Source organism: Gordonia sp. NPDC003504, assembly GCF_053587995.1.
The window spans coordinates 106,388-123,319 of the sequence record NZ_JBSFPC010000012.1 but is presented as its reverse complement, the minus strand read 5'-3'; the positions used below and the strand labels follow the sequence as shown (position 1 = coordinate 123,319).

General features: G+C 67.5%; 15 protein-coding genes. 6 read left to right on the top strand and 9 right to left on the bottom strand.

The window, feature by feature from the left end:
• The first annotated feature begins 138 nt into the window (after positions 1-138).
• The 3 genes from metG to ACWDPV_RS19750 are packed head-to-tail and all read left to right on the top strand — an operon-like array spanning position 139 to position 3,725.
• Positions 139-1,725: a methionine--tRNA ligase gene (gene metG, locus ACWDPV_RS19760; RefSeq protein WP_449744298.1), complete on the top strand. Its 1,587-nt coding sequence runs from the start codon at positions 139-141 to the stop codon at positions 1,723-1,725.
• A 9-nt stretch (positions 1,726-1,734) separates the two neighbouring features.
• Complete coding sequence (locus ACWDPV_RS19755; RefSeq protein ID WP_449744297.1) at positions 1,735-2,943, top strand: aminodeoxychorismate synthase component I; 1,209 nt, start codon at positions 1,735-1,737, stop codon at positions 2,941-2,943.
• Positions 2,928-3,725, top strand: a complete 798-nt coding sequence (locus ACWDPV_RS19750; RefSeq protein WP_449744296.1) for an SGNH/GDSL hydrolase family protein — start codon at positions 2,928-2,930, stop codon at positions 3,723-3,725. The genes ACWDPV_RS19755 and ACWDPV_RS19750 overlap by 16 nt, the downstream gene beginning before the upstream one ends.
• Positions 3,726-3,759: 34 nt before the next feature.
• Here ACWDPV_RS19750 and rsmI read toward each other — a convergent pair whose 3' ends face one another.
• On the bottom strand, positions 3,760-4,623 hold the full coding sequence (gene rsmI, locus ACWDPV_RS19745) for a 16S rRNA (cytidine(1402)-2'-O)-methyltransferase (RefSeq protein ID WP_449744295.1): 864 nt from the start codon (positions 4,621-4,623) through the stop codon (positions 3,760-3,762).
• Between the two features lie 109 nt (positions 4,624-4,732).
• Here rsmI and ACWDPV_RS19740 point away from each other — a divergent pair, with 109 nt between their 5' ends.
• Complete coding sequence (locus tag ACWDPV_RS19740) at positions 4,733-6,277, top strand: dolichyl-phosphate-mannose--protein mannosyltransferase (protein ID WP_449744334.1); 1,545 nt, start codon at positions 4,733-4,735, stop codon at positions 6,275-6,277.
• A gap of 118 nt (positions 6,278-6,395) precedes the next feature.
• Here ACWDPV_RS19740 and ACWDPV_RS19735 read toward each other — a convergent pair whose 3' ends face one another.
• The 7 genes from ACWDPV_RS19735 to ACWDPV_RS19705 form a co-directional block, all read right to left on the bottom strand.
• Entirely contained in the window at positions 6,396-8,057 is a 1,662-nt protein-coding gene (locus ACWDPV_RS19735; RefSeq protein ID WP_449744294.1) for a BCCT family transporter, read from the bottom strand.
• A 32-nt stretch (positions 8,058-8,089) separates the two neighbouring features.
• Entirely contained in the window at positions 8,090-8,485 is a 396-nt protein-coding gene (locus ACWDPV_RS19730; protein WP_449744293.1) for a GntR family transcriptional regulator, read from the bottom strand.
• Positions 8,486-8,525: 40 nt separating this feature from the next.
• Positions 8,526-9,770 (bottom strand): arginine deiminase, encoded by a 1,245-nt coding sequence (locus ACWDPV_RS19725; protein WP_449744292.1) that lies wholly within the window; start codon positions 9,768-9,770, stop codon positions 8,526-8,528.
• A gap of 253 nt (positions 9,771-10,023) precedes the next feature.
• The gene (locus tag ACWDPV_RS19720) at positions 10,024-11,238 is read right to left on the bottom strand and encodes an MFS transporter (protein WP_449744291.1); all 1,215 of its coding nucleotides are present in this window, start codon (positions 11,236-11,238) and stop codon (positions 10,024-10,026) included.
• Between the two features lie 43 nt (positions 11,239-11,281).
• A complete protein-coding gene (locus tag ACWDPV_RS19715) occupies positions 11,282-12,298 on the bottom strand; it encodes a patatin-like phospholipase family protein (protein WP_348809513.1) in 1,017 nt (338 codons plus the stop codon).
• A gap of 50 nt (positions 12,299-12,348) precedes the next feature.
• Positions 12,349-12,795, bottom strand: a complete 447-nt coding sequence (soxR, locus tag ACWDPV_RS19710) for a redox-sensitive transcriptional activator SoxR (RefSeq protein WP_348809512.1) — start codon at positions 12,793-12,795, stop codon at positions 12,349-12,351.
• A 16-nt stretch (positions 12,796-12,811) separates the two neighbouring features.
• Positions 12,812-13,675, bottom strand: coding sequence for a universal stress protein (locus ACWDPV_RS19705; RefSeq protein WP_449744290.1), 864 nt, complete (start codon positions 13,673-13,675; stop codon positions 12,812-12,814).
• Positions 13,676-13,880: 205 nt separating this feature from the next.
• On the opposite strand from ACWDPV_RS19705, the gene ACWDPV_RS19700 reads away from it, so the two are divergent.
• Positions 13,881-14,195, top strand: a complete 315-nt coding sequence (locus tag ACWDPV_RS19700) for a hypothetical protein (RefSeq protein ID WP_449744289.1) — start codon at positions 13,881-13,883, stop codon at positions 14,193-14,195.
• 128 nt (positions 14,196-14,323) lie between these two features.
• Positions 14,324-16,060 (top strand): protein kinase domain-containing protein, encoded by a 1,737-nt coding sequence (locus ACWDPV_RS19695; protein ID WP_449744288.1) that lies wholly within the window; start codon positions 14,324-14,326, stop codon positions 16,058-16,060.
• A gap of 40 nt (positions 16,061-16,100) precedes the next feature.
• Here the strand turns inward: ACWDPV_RS19695 and ACWDPV_RS19690 are convergent, their stop codons facing one another.
• On the bottom strand, positions 16,101-16,931 hold the full coding sequence (locus ACWDPV_RS19690) for a protein kinase domain-containing protein (RefSeq protein ID WP_348802962.1): 831 nt from the start codon (positions 16,929-16,931) through the stop codon (positions 16,101-16,103).
• Position 16,932 lies beyond the last annotated feature (1 nt).

The following is a 16,932-nucleotide window of genomic DNA, read 5'->3' as shown; positions in this document are numbered from 1 at the left end:
CACCTGGGCACAATGTCGACGATTCTGTGCCATGACCTCCTGCGCCACGCGTTCTGTGCCATGACCATCGTCGGGAGGAGGCGGCGGCCGGGCCACGGGTCGGGCCGACGGCGCCCACCCAGTATCCTGACAACCACTATGCCCACTGATCTGACCAGCACCGACGCAGGCTCGTCGGACGGCCCGACCTCGCACGGCGCCGGCCGCCCGTATTACCTGACCACCGCGATCGCCTACCCGAACGGCGCCCCGCACATCGGGCACGCCTACGAGTACATCTCGGCCGACGCCCTCGCACGGTTCAAGCGACTCGACGGCTTCGACGTCCGGTTCCTCACCGGCACCGACGTCCATGGTCAGAAGATGCAACAGACCGCGGAGAAGGAGGGCATCCCGACCGCGGAACTCGCACGCCGCAACTCCGACAGGTTCCAGGAACTCCAGGACCGGCTCGGGTCCAGTTACGACCGGTTCATCCGCACCTCCGACGACGATCACAAGCGCGCGTCGGAGGCCATCTGGCAGCGCATGAGCGAGGCCGGCGACATCTACCTCGATGCCTACTCCGGCTGGTACGACATCCGCGACGAACTGTTCTACGCCGAGTCCGACACCGAGGTCAACGAGGCCGGTGAGCGCGTGGCCACCGACAACGGTCATGTCCTCACCTGGACCGAGGAACAGACCTACTTCTTCCGCTTGTCGGCCTACCAGGACAAGCTCCTCGATCTCTACGAGAGCCATCCGGAGTTCATCGGGCCGGATGTCCGCCGCAACGAGGTGATCAGCTTCGTCAAGGGCGGGTTGACCGATCTGTCGGTGTCGCGCACCACCTTCGACTGGGGAGTGCCGGTGCCCGGGCACCCCGATCACGTCATGTACGTCTGGGTGGACGCTCTGACCAACTATCTGACCGGCGTCGGATTCCCGGACGACACAACAACATTCGATAAGTACTGGCCGGCGGATCTGCATGTGATCGGCAAGGACATCATCCGCTTCCACTGCGTGTACTGGCCGGCGTTCCTGATGAGCGCGGGCATCGAGCTGCCGAAACGCGTGTTCGCCCATGGCTTCCTGTTCAACAAGGGCGAGAAGATGAGTAAGTCCGTCGGCAACGTCGTCGATCCCGACAACCTCATCGACGAGTTCGGCCTCGACCCGGTGCGGTACTTCTTCCTGCGTGAGGTGTCCTACGGTCAGGACGGGTCGTATTCCACCGACGCGATCGTGGCGCGTATCAACGCCGACCTCGCCAACGAATTCGGCAACCTCGCCCAGCGCACCCTGTCGATGATCGGCAAGTACTTCGACTCGGCGGTGCCCACCCCGGGCGACCTCACCGACGCCGATCAGACATTGCTCACCGCCACAGGCGAATTGCTGCCAACGGTGCGTGCCCACTTCGACAACCAGGCCATCCACCTCGGCCTCGAGGCGTTGTGGTCGGTGCTGGCCGACACCAACCGCTACATCTCCGCCCAGGAACCCTGGAAACTGGCCAAGACCGATCTGGAACGCACCGGCACCGTGCTCTACGTCTGCGCCGAAGTGGTCCGCGTCGTCGCACTGCTGGCCCAGCCGGTACTGCCCTCCTCCTGTGGGAAACTCCTCGATCTGCTGACGGTCGGCGAGCACCGCGACTTCACCGCCGTGGCCGACCAACTCACGCCGGGATCGCAGTTACCCAAGCCCACACCGGTTTTCCCGCGTTACGAGGGATGACCGGAGGCAATGTCGGCCACCGCACCGGACGTCCTGCGGGCGCTGCATGCCCATACCCGTGAACGCGGCCTCCCCCCGCCGGCCGCACTGATCGGCGACTGGTGGGATGCCGACGCGGTGATCGCACCGTCCATCGACATCCGGGCCGGACACCTGCCCGAGGATCGGCCGGACCGATTCTGGTTGGGCTACCGCGGGTTCGACGGTCGACGACGGGACGAGACGGAGCTGCCGGTGAGTGCGGGCGGCGTCACGGCCCATCTGCTGGTGCTCCGCGAGGGACGATGGCACACGGTGTCCGCCGACGACTCCACGCCCCCGGCGTGGGTGGACGACGTGGTGGAGCGGTCGTCGGCGACGGCACAGTCCCGAGCCGGCTGGACCGCGACGTGGACGCCGCCCGACCGTGATCACCACCTCGCCGCCATCGCGGAATGCCTGGAGGCCATTCGAGCGGGCGAGATCTACCAAGCGTGTGTGTGCACCCGGTTCGACGGCGCCCTCGACGGGTCACCCCTCGACTTCTACTGCGACCTGACCGCCACCACCCGACCCGCGAAATCCGCTTTTCTGCAGGGTGATTGGGGTGCGGTGACCAGTTTCTCCCCGGAGAGCTTCCTGCGCCGCACGGGAAACATCGTGACGTCCTCACCCATCAAGGGCACGCTGCCGGCCGATGCCGATCCGAACCTCTTGGCCGCGTCGACCAAGGACATCGCCGAGAATGTGATGATCGTCGACCTGGTCCGCAACGATCTGAGCCGGGTCGCGGTCACCGGTTCGGTGCACGTCACCGCTCTCCTCGAAGTGGTGGCCGCGCCGGGCGTGTGGCACCTGGTGTCCCGGGTCCAGGCGATCCTGCCACCCGAGGTGGGCAACTCCGGACTACTGGAGGCGACCTGGCCGCCGGCGTCGGTGACCGGGACCCCCAAGATTCGGGCCCGAGAACTCCTCGAGGACTGGGAATCCCACCCGCGCGGTGTGTACTGCGGCGCGGTCGGCCTGGCCGGACCGGACGGTCTGCTCGACCTCAATGTGGCCATCCGGACCGTCGAGATCGCTCCGGACGGTGGGCTACACCTCGGCGTCGGCGGCGGCATCACCATCGACTCCGATCCGGCGCGCGAATGGCAGGAATGTCTCGACAAGGCCGCCAGCATCGTGACCGCCACCGCCACAGTCGATCTCGAGGTGGGGATGTCGTGCCGCGAATCGTAACGCTGGCGACCGCAGCGAGATGGCGCACCCCGACCGCGCTGTGGCAGGGTCTGCGCGCCCAGCGAATCGTCCTGCGTCTCCCCCAGGCCGACGGCGACGACGGAGTGATCACCGGCGACACCGGCGATGGGACAACACGACTCCTCGTGATCGGTGACAGCCTCGCCGGTGGGGTCGGCGTGGCGCACCATCACCACACCCTCGCCGGTGGCGTCGCCGGGCGACTATCTGAACGACTCGGCGGTGAGGTGCACTGGCACGTCCGCGCCCGAACCGGCTATACCGCAGGCGAAGTGATCACACTCATCGACCCGGACCTGCTCGCGAACGCTGACGTGGTAATCGTATCGGTGGGCGCCAACGACACGAAGAACATGCATACCCCGCGTCGCTGGCGTACCGAACTCACCGCACTGCTGGCCGAGATCACCTCCGGCGCCGCCCAATCCGCGCGGATCGTGTTGCTGCCGGTCCCGATGTTGCAGATGTGTCCGGCGTTGCCGCGCACGCTGGCGACCGTATTGGGTGCGCGCGCAGCGCATTTCGATGACATCGCGTCGCAGGTGTCCGCCGGTTTCCCCGGCATCGGCCGCTTCGCGCGGTTCGTGCCGCCCGGCGGGGCCGACCTCTTCGCCGCCGACGGATTCCACCCGTCGGAGAGCTTCCACGCGATCTACGCCGAGCAGATCGATGCGGTGTTGCGGGCGGACAGCGTCAGCGGGGAATCAGCGCAGGGATCCGGGTGTGGCGACCCCACGATGACGGAACTCGATCACTTCTGACGCGATGTCGAAGTCGTGACGGTAGTTCATGACCTCACTCCGACCGCGCCGCCAGCACCGTCTCGTACACCTCACGTCGGGAGACGCCTGTTCCCCGGGTGACCTCCTCGCACGCGGCCTTGAGCCGCATGCCGCCGTCGGCGAGGGCCTGCGCCCGGGCGGCGAGTTCGTCGAGGTCGGCCTCGGCGGGCGTGGCGCCGCTCAGAACGACGGTGATCTCACCCTTCACCCCGGCCGCAGCCCATTCGGCGAGTTCGGCCAGGGTGCCGCGGCGCACCTCCTCGTAGGTTTTCGTCAGCTCCCGGCAGACCGCCGCACGACGATCCGGCCCCAGCACGTCGGCGGCCACCGCCAGCAGATCGGCCAGCCGGTGGGGCGATTCGAAGAACACCGCGGTACGGGATTCGTTGCGCAGCGTCGTCAGCCAGTCCCGTCGCGCCCCCGGTTTGCGGGGTGCGAAACCCTCGAAACTGAACCGCTCCGACGGCATCGCCGACACCGCCAGCGCAGTGGTCACCGCCGACGGCCCGGGCAGCGCGGTCACCCGCAGGCCGGCCTCCGCGCACGCGACCACCACGCGGTACCCCGGGTCGCTGACCGACGGCATCCCGGCGTCGGTGATCAACAGCACCGTCGCCCCACCGGCGATGGCCTCCACCAGCCGTGGCGTGCGCGCGGCCTCCACCTGGTCGTAGTAGCTGATCAGCTCACCGCCGATGGACACGCCCAATCCCGCGGCCAGTGCGCGGGCGCGGCGAGTGTCCTCGGCCGCCACGATGTCGGCCGACTCCAGTGCCGCCACCAGTCGCGGCGACGCGTCGTCGTAGCGACCCATCGGGGTGGCAGCGAGGACCAACGCGCCCGGCCGGTCCGGTGGCGGCATATCCGGCAAAGTCATGCCGACAGCGTACGGCTGCGTGAGCCGGCACCAACCGACCATTACGATCGGACGAGTGACACTGACCGCCGGCGGCGTCGTATTGGGCGAGCCGCATCACAGCGCCGAGATCACGTCGTCGGCGCATGCGACCTCGCCGACCCCCGGCCCGGAGATCCCGACCCCGCTGTTCGGGGCGACGGATCGGCGGCGTGGGCTGATCGTCGGCCTGATCATCGGCGCCATCGCCACCATCACCCGGTTCTGGCTGCTGTGGACGCCGACCGACGACGGCACCCCGATCTTCGACGAGAAGCATTACGTCCCGCAGGGCTGGCAGGTGCTCACCGGCGGCAACTGGATCGAGGACAACCCGGCCTACGGCCTGGTGGTGCATCCGCCGGTCGGCAAGTGGCTGCTGGCGATCGGCGAGTCGATGTTCGGGTACACCCCGATGGGGTGGCGCGTCATGTCCGCGCTCGCCGGCATCGCGATCGTGGTGATGATCTACGCATCCGTGCGCCGGATGACGCGGTCGACGCTGATCGGCGCGATCGCCGGCATCTTCGCGATCTGCGACGGTGTGCTGTTCGTCCAATCCCGGCTGGGCATGCTCGACATCTTCCAGGCCTTGTTCGTCGTCGCCACGTTCGCCGCGGTCATCGCCGACCGCGATCAGGTGCGCGAACGCATGCACAAGGTCTACCTCGAGGGCCGCATCGGCGATTCGGTATACGGGCCGCGGATGGGTTTCCGCTGGTATCGCTTCACGGCCGGGGTGATGCTCGGCCTGACCTGTGGCACCAAGTGGTCCGGCATCTACTACGTCATCTTCTTCCTGCTGCTCTCCCTCGGATTCGACGTCGCCGCGCGACGCGCCTATCACGTGAAGCGTCCGTGGGTGGGCACCCTCATGCGCGACGTGGTGCCGTCGGGTCTGAGCATGGCGGTGATGCCGGTCGCGATCTACCTGGCGACGTTCATCCCGTGGTTCTCCGGCGAGACGTCGGTGTACCGCTATCAGGTGGGCAACACGATCGGCACCGGCGGCACCTGGTCATGGGTGCCCGGCGCGTGGCGCTCACTCTGGTATTACGAGGCCGGAATTCTCAAATTCCACGCAGGCCTGACCAATTCCGCGGGCAACCATCACCCGTGGGAATCCAAACCCTGGACGTGGCCGATGAGCCTGCGTCCAATGCTCTACGCACTGGAGAACGGACCCGATCGCTGCGGCGGCGGCGAATGCGTCCGCGCGCAGATGCTGATCGGCTCTCCCGCGATGTGGTGGCTGGCCCTGCCGATGCTGTTGTGGGGCCTGTGGTCGTGGTTCGTCCGTCGCGACTGGCGCTACGCCGCCGTCGTCACCGCTTACGCCGCCGGCTTCCTGCCCTGGTTCATCGAACTCGATCGGCAGATGTACTTCTTCTACGCGACCGTCCTGGCACCGTTCCTGGTGATGGGGCTGGCGTTGTGCTGCGGCGACATCCTGCGCGGCTCGAGACGGGCGGTACCCGGTACCAGACCCGAACGTCAGGCCCTCGCGGTCCTCGTCGTCGCCATCTACGTCGGGCTGGTGGTGGCCAACTTCGCCTGGCTGTGGCCGATCCTGACCGCATCCCCCATCTCACCGACCATGTGGCGCCAGCAGATCTGGCTGCCGAGTTGGGGCTGACGCCCACTCGACGCGAATCGGCGCCCACTCGACGGGAACGGGCGCCCACTCGACGCGAAACGGCACCCACTCGACGCGAATCGGCGCCCACTCGACGGGAATGGGCGCCCACTCGACGTCAGTCGGAGGACTGGACGATGGGGGTGACCGGGGTGCCGTCGTCGGCCGGCATCTCGCCGGTGCTGATCACCTCGGCCTGTTTGCGGATGTGATCGTCGACCTGACCCGCCAAGATCTGCCGCGACACGATCAACGGGTCGCGGCGCAGATCCATGAACAGCGATACGCACATGCCGATCATCACCAGGACGAACGGCAGGGCGGCGATGATCGCCATCTGTTTGATGCCGTTGAGCGCCTCGTGGTTGGGATCGTCACCGCCGATGGCGAGGAGCAGTGCGGCCACGCCGCCGGTGAGCACACCCCAGAAGATGGTGGTGAGACGACGGGGTTCCTCCGCACCGCGTTCGCTGAGCGTTCCCATCACCAGTGACGCCGAGTCGGCACCGGAGACGAAGAAGATGGCGACCAGGATCATCACCAGTGCCGACGCGATTCCCGTCCACGGCAGGTTGGCCAGGACGTCGAACAGAGTGTCCTCGCTGGCGGCGGTGGCGGGGTCGAACGGAAGGATCCCGTCCATGTTCTGCCGGATCGCGGTCCCACCGAAGATGGCGAACCAGACCAGCGACACCGCGACCGGCACCACCATCACGCCGAAGACGAATTCGCGGATGCTGCGTCCACGCGAGATCTTCGCCAGGAACATGCCGACGAACGGCGTCCACGACACCCACCACGCCCAGTAGAAGATCGTCCACCCAGCGAGCCACTCCTGACCGTCGGCGTCGACGGTGGCACCGGATCGGGCGGAGAAGAACGGCAGGTCATTGAGGTAGGCACCGAGCGTGGTGGGCATCAGATTCAGGATGAACACCGTGGGGCCCACGACGAAGACGAACACCGCGAGGATCAACGCCAGCACCATGTTGATGTTCGACAACCACTGAATGCCCTTGGCGATCCCGGATACCGCGGACAGGACGAAGCATGCGGTGAGGACCGCGACGATGGCGACGAGCAACATCACCCCCGGATTGTCGACCCACCCGACCTTGCTGATACCCGATCCGATCTGCAGCGCACCGAGTCCCAGCGAGGCCACGGTCCCGAACAATGTCGCGAAGATCGCGAGGATGTCGATGATCTTGCCGATCGGACCGTGGGCGCGTGACCCGAGGATCGGCGAGAACACCGAACTGATCAGCTGATTGCGGCCGCACCGGTAGGTGCCGTACGCAATCGCGAGGCCCACAACGGCATACATCGCCCACGGGTGAAAACCCCAGTGGAACATGGTTGTTGCCATCGCGGTGCGCACATCCTCCGCGGACATCTCCGGGGGTGCGGACACGTAGTGGAACAACGGCTCGTAGGAACCGAAGAACATCAGGCCGATTCCCATTCCGGCGCTGAACATCATGGCGATCCAGCTGATCGTGCGGTACTCGGGCGCCTCGCCGTCGCGACCTAGCGGGATACGACCGTACTTCGACAGCGCCAGATACACCGCGAAGATCACGAAACCCGATGCGGACAACACGAACAGCCAGCCGAGATTTCCGGTGATCCAGCCGAGCACGTTGTCGGTGACCGTGTTCAGGTTGTCGGGCGCGGCCAGACCCCAGATGACGAAGGCGATGATGAGCACAGCGGTGACGCCGAAAACCGTCGGATCCAGCGTGACTCGCGTTCGGCGGGGAGGAAGGTGAGTGGACACCAGATCACACAACCAAACCTTGATGTGTTTTCTCAACTCCTGCCGAGTGCACGCAACAACAACGTGACCATCGCGTCATCGTCGATTCCCTGCTCACGCAGCGCTTTCACGTGGTCGACGGTGGCCCGTTGGGCCGCCGACAGCCGCGCATCGGGTCCGGCCTTGATGAAAGAGCCGTGCCGACCCCGCGTTTCGATGATCCCGGCCGCCTCGAGTTCTCGGTAGCTGCGGGCCACGGTGTTGGCGGCCAGGTGCAGGTCGGTGGCCAGGGCCCGCACCGTCGGTATCCGGGAGCCCACCAGCAGCGTCCCGTGGTCGACGAGTCCGATCACGCCGAGACGCACCTGTTCGAACGGCGGCGAGTCGGCCGTCGGGTCGATGTGCAGCAGGGACGCGAGGTCGACCGGGGTGTCCGGCTGTCCACTCATCGCATGTCTCCTTTTCGGCTCGCGTCGCAGTGCGTCTGGTTCACAGCGGATCGCGTGCGAGCGGACACGACATGCAGCGTGGTCCACCGTGTCCGACATCGAGCGCCGCACCGTCGATCTCGATGATCTCGATGCCGGCATCGGTGAGGCGCCGGTTGGTGTCGGCGTTGTGCCGGTAGGACACCACCACGCCGGGTGCGATCGCCAGGGTGTTGGAACTGTCGTCCCAGGTTCCCGAAGATGGTGTTGCCGAGGCGATTTCCGGATCGATGAGACGTAGACCGGCGATGCCCATCGCGTCGGCCGCGGCGTCGGCGAACCCACGCGCCCCCGACGCCACCACACCCCCGTCGTCATCGGAGCGAATGGTGAACGCGGACATGCCATCCCGGATCGCGGGATGGACGACCATGGCATCGATGTCGACCATGGTGCACATCGTGCCGAGGTGCATGAAGGCACCGGGTCGTTCGATCGGGATGGCCAACACGGTGTGCGCGAGCCCGTCGGTGAGCAAACTCTCGGCGAGTGCCTCGGCGCCTGCGGGAGTGGTGCGTTCACCCACGCCGACGGCGACGACGCCCGGCGCCAGCAACAACACATCACCTCCCTCGACCGGGGCGACCCGTGACTCGTATGCGCGCCGGGCACCCATGAATCGCGGGTGATGGGCGTAGATGAGGTCGACCAGCGACGCCTCCCGCACTCGCGCCCGCCGCGCCAGCGACGAGATCGCGAATCGTTCCCTGACCCAGAACGAGCTGTCGCGGCTGTAGAGCAGATTCGGCAGTGGTTCGATGGCGAACTCCGCGCCGGTGTACATCTGCCGGACCAACGACCCGCCGGCGGAGACCGCGATATCCGGCAGCTCGTCGAAAGTGATTCCGGCGGTGAGTATTCGGCCTAGCTCCGGCGCCGGCAACCCACGGAGGTGTCGGCTCAACTCCTCGGCCAGCCGGGCACCGAGACGGCCCACGTGCACCGCCGAGGCGATGCCCTGTATCCGCGCCGCGCCGCTATGGGCAATCGCCTCGACGAGCAGATCGCCGAGCAGCAAGACCTCGACTCCGCGGTCACGGAGTGCGGCGGTGAACGCGTCGTGTTCGTCACGGGCCCGGGCCGGGTCGGGAACACCGGCGAACAGGAAGCCCGCCGCGTTGGCCGGGGTGAGCCGATCGAGTTCGGGTCCGGGGCGATGGACCATCACCGCGCGCAGCACACCCACCTCGGAGTCGACCCCGAACGAGGCAGGTTGCGTATGGGAGGAGACCGCCGCTGTCACCATGGGTCAACCGTAGGCCATGTCGCGCACCTCCACCGCGAGGGATGAACGACCGGTGAGCGCTGTCAACGTTCAGGTGAGCGCTGTCAACGGGGAGGTGAGCGCTGTCAACGTTCAGGTGAGCGCTGTCAACGGGGAGGTGAGCGCTGTCAACGTTCAGGTGAGCGCTGTCAACGTTCAGGTGAGCGCTGTCACCGGGGTCGGGATGGTCGCGGAGCGTGCGGCCCCGCGTCGGGTCTCCGGTCGGCGCCAACCGTCAGCGGGCGTCCGGATCGGAGAGTTTGGCGGGAGTGCCGACCACTTCGGGGGCGGTTTCGCGCGCCGCGATCCACATCACGAACGCGGCGGCGGCCACAGCGGAGGTGAGGACGAAGGCCGGGCCGAAACCTAAACGGTCGGCGACGAATCCGACGATCAGCGGACCGCCGATGGCGCCGAGATCCGAGGACATGCCGTAGGCGGCCAACGCCGAACCGCCCTGCCGTCGTGCACCCAGGACATCGGCGAGGGCGGCCTGATGGGTCGGCGCGAACAGTCCGGAACCGACTCCGGCGAACATCGACAGTGCCAGCGCAATCACCAGATTCGGCGAGAACCCCAGCAGCGCCGTGGACACCGCCATGATCGCCAACCCGGGCAGCATCACCCGTCGGCGACCATACCGATCCGAGAATCGCCCCGCCGCCACGATCGCCGCCACATTGCCCACGGCGTAGACCGCCAGCACGACACCGGCCATCGCCGGTTGCTCGCCGAGTCCGTCGGTGATGAACAGCGGAACCACCGCCACCCGAACACCCATCGACGCCCAGCCCTGGGTGAAGTTGGACGCCAGGATCGCCCGATATGCACTGTCGCGCAATGCGGCCCGTAAGGACATCACGCCGGGCTTCTCGCCGGCGGTATCGGCATCGGCGGCGCCGGCGTCGCGGAGTTGCGTGGCCACCACGACCGACGCGATCACCAGCGCGATCGCGTAGACGATGAACGGCATACGCAGACCGAAACCGACCAGGGCCGCACCGACGAGCGGCCCGGTGATGTTGCCGATGAGGAATCCGGCCGAGAAGAACCCCGCGATACGACCGCGGATCTCGTTGGGCGACATGCGGATCAGCAACGCCATCGCCGAAATGGTGAACATCGTCGAACCGATGCCACCGAGCCCGCGGAAGATCAGCAACTGCACGTAGTTCTGCGCGAAGGCGCACGCGAATGTGCTGGCGGCGACGATCAGCAAGCCGCTCAGGTAGATTCGTCGTTCGCCGAGCTTGGTCACCAGCCGCCCGGCGGTGGGGGCGAACAGGAGACGCATCACCGCGAACGCCGACACCACCGCCGAGGTGGCGGTGTAGCCGACGTCGAAGCTGCGCGCGAAGCTCGGCAACGCGGGTGCGATCAGACCGAAGCCGAGTGCGATCACCACGTTCGCGCTCAGCAGCACCCAGATGCCGCGGGGGATCTGCCTCATGATCGGTCGCCCGTCTCGCCGTCCCGCACGCCTCGCGGCCCGCTCACGAGGTTTCGGGCAACTGGTCGAGCGCCTCGGCAGTGAGCGTCCGACCGAGTTCGATCATCTCCGAAGCCTTGTGAAAGTCGAGGGTGCGCACCGCTTTTCGCGGCACCCGGATGAGGATGTCCGGCGGGTAGCCGGCAATCTGATGCCGGGTCAGAGCGATCGACATGATGTCCAACGACCGGGTCAGCACCTCGATACGCCCCATGGACGGGGTGGGTGCCATCAGTTCGGCGTCCGCCACGTCATCGGCCCCGGCTGCGGCCACGTCGTCGGCCGGCGTGGACACGTCCGGGTCGAGCGCCTCTGTGCCGAGGGCGTCGGGATCGGGTGCACCCGACGCATCCAGACCCAGCCGATCACGCATGGACCGGACGAAATCACTGGAGAGGATCGGTTCGACGTTGCGGCGGATGATCCCCTTGGTGGTCGGCTGCCGCGCCGCGCCTTCGGCCAGGCCGTCACCGTCGAGAACCACACCGATCGTGACGTCACTGAGGACGGCGGCGGTGGGTGCCACCGGCAGCGGATCGAGAATGCCGCCGTCGGCGAAGAGGTGACCGTCGTGCTGATACGGGGTGATGACCCCGGGTATCGCTATCGATGCCCGGATGGCGTCGACAAGCTTGCCGCGTTGAAACCAGACCGAGCGGCCGGAGATCAGGTCGGTGGCGACCGCGGTGAACGGGATTGCCAGGTCCTCGATCACCGCGTCGCCCAGGATGTCCCCGACGCGGGCGATGATGCGCTCGGCCTTGATCACACCGCCCGGCTTGCTCAGGGAGACGTCGAGCAGTCGCATCACGTCGAGTTGACCGAGGTCGGTGATCCACTCCTCGTACGCGTCGAGTCCGCCGCCGCAGTACAGCCCGCCCACCAGCGCGCCAATCGACGAGCCTGCGATGCTGACCAGCGAAAACCCCCGCGCCTCGAGTTCGGCGATGACCCCGATGTGCGCGTATCCGCGGGCTCCGCCGCTCCCGAGGGCGAGCGCGACGCGTGATCCACCGGCCATGGATCACACCCTATCGCCACCGGCACCGAGCGGTTCCGGCGCCGGTCCGCTCAATCCGGCATCAGCCGACGCGCCCCCGAGCCCTGCCGGTGGAGTTCGTCGCCGGGATTGAGCAGGTGACACGCGTTCAGGGACAGACACCCGCAGCCGACGCACGAACCGATCATGTCCCGCATCTTCTGCAGCAGCGCGATGCGTTGATCGAGATCATCGATCCACCGCTGCGACGCCGCCTCCCACATCTGGGTCGACGGCGACTCGGTGTCACCGAGTTCACCGAGGACGTCGGCGATGACGGCGAGCGGAATCCCCGCGGTCTGCGAGGCCTTGATGAATGCCACCCGGCGCAGCATCGCGCGGTGATACCGACGTTGGTTGCCCGCGGTGCGGCGGGCGAAGATCAGTCCCTGGTCTTCGTAGTACCGCACGGCGGAGGGAGCGATCCCGGCTCGCTGGGCAAGCTCACCAACCGACAACTCGAGCTTTCGCAGGCCCATGCGAGCGCGCAGCGCCTCAGCTGCGGACGACCATCACCGGCAGCGTCGCGTGATGCAGGATCTTCTGGCTGGTCGAGCCCAGCAGCAGACCCTTGAAGCCACCACGTCCACGGCTACCGACGACGACGAGTCCGGCGTCGTACTTCGCGGCGGCCTCGAGCACGGCCTTGGCCGGCTCCTCCGGCAGCACCTCGCGCACCACCTCGACGTCCGGGTAGTCCGCGCCGTAGCCGGCGAGACGTTCGGCGACGGCGGCGACCGCATCCTCCGACATCCGTTCGACCTCGTCGGGGTCGATGCCGTAGCCGTGCAGGGCGTCGGCGTCGAGAGGGGTCCAGGTGTGCACGGCGATGAGCTTGGTGTTGCGCAGGGATGCCTGGGCGTAGGCCTCCTTGATCGCGCCGTCGCTCACCTTGGAGTCGTCGACGCCGACCACGACCGGCCCGTCCTTGGACGGACCAGCGACCACCACGACGCGGCCGTGCGAATGTGCGGCGACGTTGGTGGACACCGATCCGAGGAACAGTCCCTTGACACCGCCGAGCCCACGGGTCCCGAGAACGATCGCCGAGGCGTCCTTGCCGAGTTCGAGCAGCACGCGGCTGGCGTCACCGTCGACGATCGAGCAGTGCACGGTCAGCCCCGGTGCCGCCTCTTCGGCGACCTTGGCGGCGGCGTGCACGGCGTCGGTGGCGTCCTGACGGATGGCGTCGATGACGTCCTGCGGAATGATGAGGCCCGGCGCGTAATCACTGGTGCTGGCGTCGTAGACACCGACCAGCTTGAGTTCGTCGCCTTCGAGTTGAGCTGTCTTCGCGGCCCAATCGACCGCGGCCGTCGATGCTTCCGATCCGTCAACGCCGACGAGAATCGCGCTCATGTGTTCGTCATCTCCCTCTCGGTGGAAATCCCAATGACACAGCTCTGACGTCTCTATCCTGCCCTCGACGCCGCCGAACAGCAATGAGTCAAAGGTCCCCGGCCAACCGGTCCGGCGACGCGGTGTACCCTGGAATCCACAGTCGTTGGCGCCCAACCCAATTCCGTGATCGTCAACGTCATAATCGACCCCACCCCCGCATGTCATGAGCCCCGATACCACTTCCCCATCACCACGCGGCCCCTCCGCATTCCGACGCGCGGTCATCTACGACGCGGTGATCATCGGACTGGGCATCGCGACCCTCGTCGTGGCGATGGCATCGGCCGACGGCCTGCGCACCGTGCTGGTGATCGCCGCCCCGGTGATCGTCGGCGGCGGCGCGATCGGAGCGCTGTGGCGCGCCTACACCGAATGGCGGGCCGGCGGGCAGTGGCAGGTGTGGCAGGGCGCCGCATGGTTTCTCTTGGCACTGTTTCTGGTGTTCCTCTTCTCCACCGCCCCCTACCTGCTGGAATGACCCCGGTATCCCACCGGCGGTGCGCCGAACGTGGGACATGGCCTCGTCCGGGCCATCCGGTCACCGGCTACACTCGAGGCGGCAATGATGGAGGGACCAACGCCAGGGAATCGGCCGGGAGTGACAACGTGACGCAGGGCGAGGACACTGGCACCCCGACGGGGCCGGCATCGGCCTCCGGACAACTGGCGCCGGGCACCGTGTTCGCCGGCTATCGCATCGATCGGGTTCTCGGTCGCGGCGGCATGGGTACCGTGTACGTGGCGACCCACCCCCGCCTCCCCCGTCTCGACGTCCTCAAACTCCTCAACGCGTCGTTCACCGACGACCCGAATTTCCGCGCCCGCTTCGAGCGCGAGGCGGATCTGGCGGGCAGCCTCGATCATCGCAACATCGTGTCGGTCTATGACCGCGGCGCCGAGAACGGGCAGTTGTGGATCGCGATGCGCTACGTTCGCGGCTACGACGCGTCCTCGCTCATCCGCAGTTGCCCGTCCGGGGTCGATCCCGCTTTCGCCGTCCACATCATCGGCGAGATCGCCACCGCACTCGATCACGCCCACCGCCGCGGCATGGTGCACCGTGACGTCAAACCGGCCAATATCCTGATCGAATCCGACGACGACGGCGGCACCGGCGCAATCATGCTGACCGACTTCGGTATTGCCCGCGCCGTCGACGACGCGATGCACCTGACCGACACCGGACTGACCGTGGCATCGGTTCCGTACGCCTCACCCGAGCAACTGCACGGCCACGAGCTCGACGGGCGTGCCGACCAGTACGCACTCGCGTGCACCTTCGTCGAATTACTCACCGGCGCACCACCATTCCCCCGCGACAATCGCCTGGCCGCGATGAGTGCCCACCTGCACGACGTCCCGCCGTCGGTGCGCGAACGGGTACCGGGCCTACCGGCCGAGGTGGACGCGGTCGTGGCCCGGGCGCTGTCCAAGGAACCCGCCCAGCGCTATGCCTCCTGTGCCGAATTCGCCTACGCCGCAGCCATTGCCGTCGGACTCGCCCCGGCACCCCCGTCGGGACTGTCCGGCGGGATGCGCACCCCGTTCCCCACCGGTCCGGGCCATGTCTCCTATCCCGGTCAGGGCCAGACCTTCCCGCCCGGCCGGCCATGGGCAACCGGCACCGAGAACACCTCCCTGATCGGGCCACGCCGCACGCCGACCTCGGTGGCGTCTGACCCGCGCCTGTCGGATCCGCAGACCGTAGCGAACTCCGGACGCGTGTTCTCCCCGACCGGAAACCCGGACACGGCAACACAATTGGTGAACACAGGGCGGCGCGCCACGTCCGACCGCCCACCCGCCACGCCGGGCACGGCGACGCAGAGCCGCCGGACCACGACCCTGATCTCGGTGGCGACGGTGCTGGCGCTGATCGGCATCATCGCCGGCGTGCTGGCGTTCCTCAACCGCCCCGACGACCCCGGAACCTGGTCGGCCGCACAGCAACCCATCGCCACCCGGTTCTCGCAGCTCCTCCCGGAGGGTCCCAACGCCGACGGGTGGGGTGATGCCGAGTGCGCACCGGCGGCATCGAACGGGATCGACGGGATCACCTGCGTCACCAACTCCGGGGCCGACTCCGGTGTCCGCTACACGGTGTGGCATACCCCGACGACGCAGCAACGCGAGCAGATCGACGCCACCCTGGGCAATCAGCCCGGTACACCTCGAGGGTGGGCCGACGGGCCGGTGCGGGTGTCGGCGGACGCCGTGCGCGACGGCTGGGTGATCACCAACTTCACCGACGCCGCGCGCGCCCCGTACACCATCGTTGCCACCTGGACCGGGCACACCGGCCAGCAGATCCTCGACGAGTGGTGGCGCGACGCGCCGTTCTGACGTCCGGGCGGCCCGGGTTCCGATCAGCCCGGGTTCTCGGTCAGCGGGCGAGCCGACCGATCCGTTCGGCCACCTCACCGGCGGTGGTGGGTCGTTCCCCGGACAGGGCAAGGCAATTGGCGATCAGGGTGCGTTCCTCGCGACTGAGATTCTCCGACAGCGCCGGCGGCGTGGACAGCGCCGCCCGGATCGCCAGGAGAGGTTGCGCATCCGGCACGTCGCCGTAGACCCCGCTGCCGGTGAGCGCCCGGTGCAGCACCGCACCGAGCGACCAGATGTCGGTGGCCCGCGACGGCACGTCACCGGCCAGCAGGGCCGGATCCATGTACTGCACCGCGCCGGGTTGGGCGAAGCTGGTGATCGGCTCGTCGGCGGCCAGCACCCGGGCCAGCCCGAGATCGGAGATCTTTCCGCCCGGGCGGTGTGTGCCGTCGGCGCTCTCGGTGATCATGACGCTCGACGGAGTGATGTTGGCGTGCGCGATCCCGGCCTCGTGCAGCGCGTCGACGCCGCGGGCGGCGTCGGCGAGCGCACCCAGCGCGACCTCACGGGTCAGCGGGCTCGTGGGCGCCTGCAGCGAACCGAGCGGAAAGTACTCCATCGCATACATGAACTGCCCCTGCAGCACCGCGTCGTAGAGTGACGCCAGATATGGCGAGCGCACCGCGGCGAAGGCCCGCAGTTCGCGGACCCCGCGGCGGTAGGCGTCGTCGCTGCAGACCCCGCTGAACACCTTGAGCACCACGCGATCGGTCGACAGGCCGAGGCGGGCGGGCGGCACCGCGACGTAGAAGGTGCCGTTGCCGCCCTCGCCCAGTTTGCTCAAGACGGTGAAGTCCGCGAGTTGTTGCGGGACATCGACTGTGGCCATC

Coding starts and splice junctions, on each gene's coding strand:
- soxR (WP_348809512.1), bottom strand. CDS start 12,795: ATGGGCCTGCGAAAGCTCGAGTTGTCGGTTGGTGAGCTTGCCCAGCGA.
- ACWDPV_RS19755 (WP_449744297.1), top strand. CDS start 1,735: ATGTCGGCCACCGCACCGGACGTCCTGCGGGCGCTGCATGCCCATACC.
- ACWDPV_RS19730 (WP_449744293.1), bottom strand. CDS start 8,485: ATGAGTGGACAGCCGGACACCCCGGTCGACCTCGCGTCCCTGCTGCAC.
- ACWDPV_RS19690 (WP_348802962.1), bottom strand. CDS start 16,931: ATGGCCACAGTCGATGTCCCGCAACAACTCGCGGACTTCACCGTCTTG.
- rsmI (WP_449744295.1), bottom strand. CDS start 4,623: ATGACTTTGCCGGATATGCCGCCACCGGACCGGCCGGGCGCGTTGGTC.
- ACWDPV_RS19720 (WP_449744291.1), bottom strand. CDS start 11,238: ATGAGGCAGATCCCCCGCGGCATCTGGGTGCTGCTGAGCGCGAACGTG.
- metG (WP_449744298.1), top strand. CDS start 139: ATGCCCACTGATCTGACCAGCACCGACGCAGGCTCGTCGGACGGCCCG.
- ACWDPV_RS19700 (WP_449744289.1), top strand. CDS start 13,881: ATGAGCCCCGATACCACTTCCCCATCACCACGCGGCCCCTCCGCATTC.
- ACWDPV_RS19705 (WP_449744290.1), bottom strand. CDS start 13,675: ATGAGCGCGATTCTCGTCGGCGTTGACGGATCGGAAGCATCGACGGCC.
- ACWDPV_RS19715 (WP_348809513.1), bottom strand. CDS start 12,298: ATGGCCGGTGGATCACGCGTCGCGCTCGCCCTCGGGAGCGGCGGAGCC.
- ACWDPV_RS19725 (WP_449744292.1), bottom strand. CDS start 9,770: ATGGTGACAGCGGCGGTCTCCTCCCATACGCAACCTGCCTCGTTCGGG.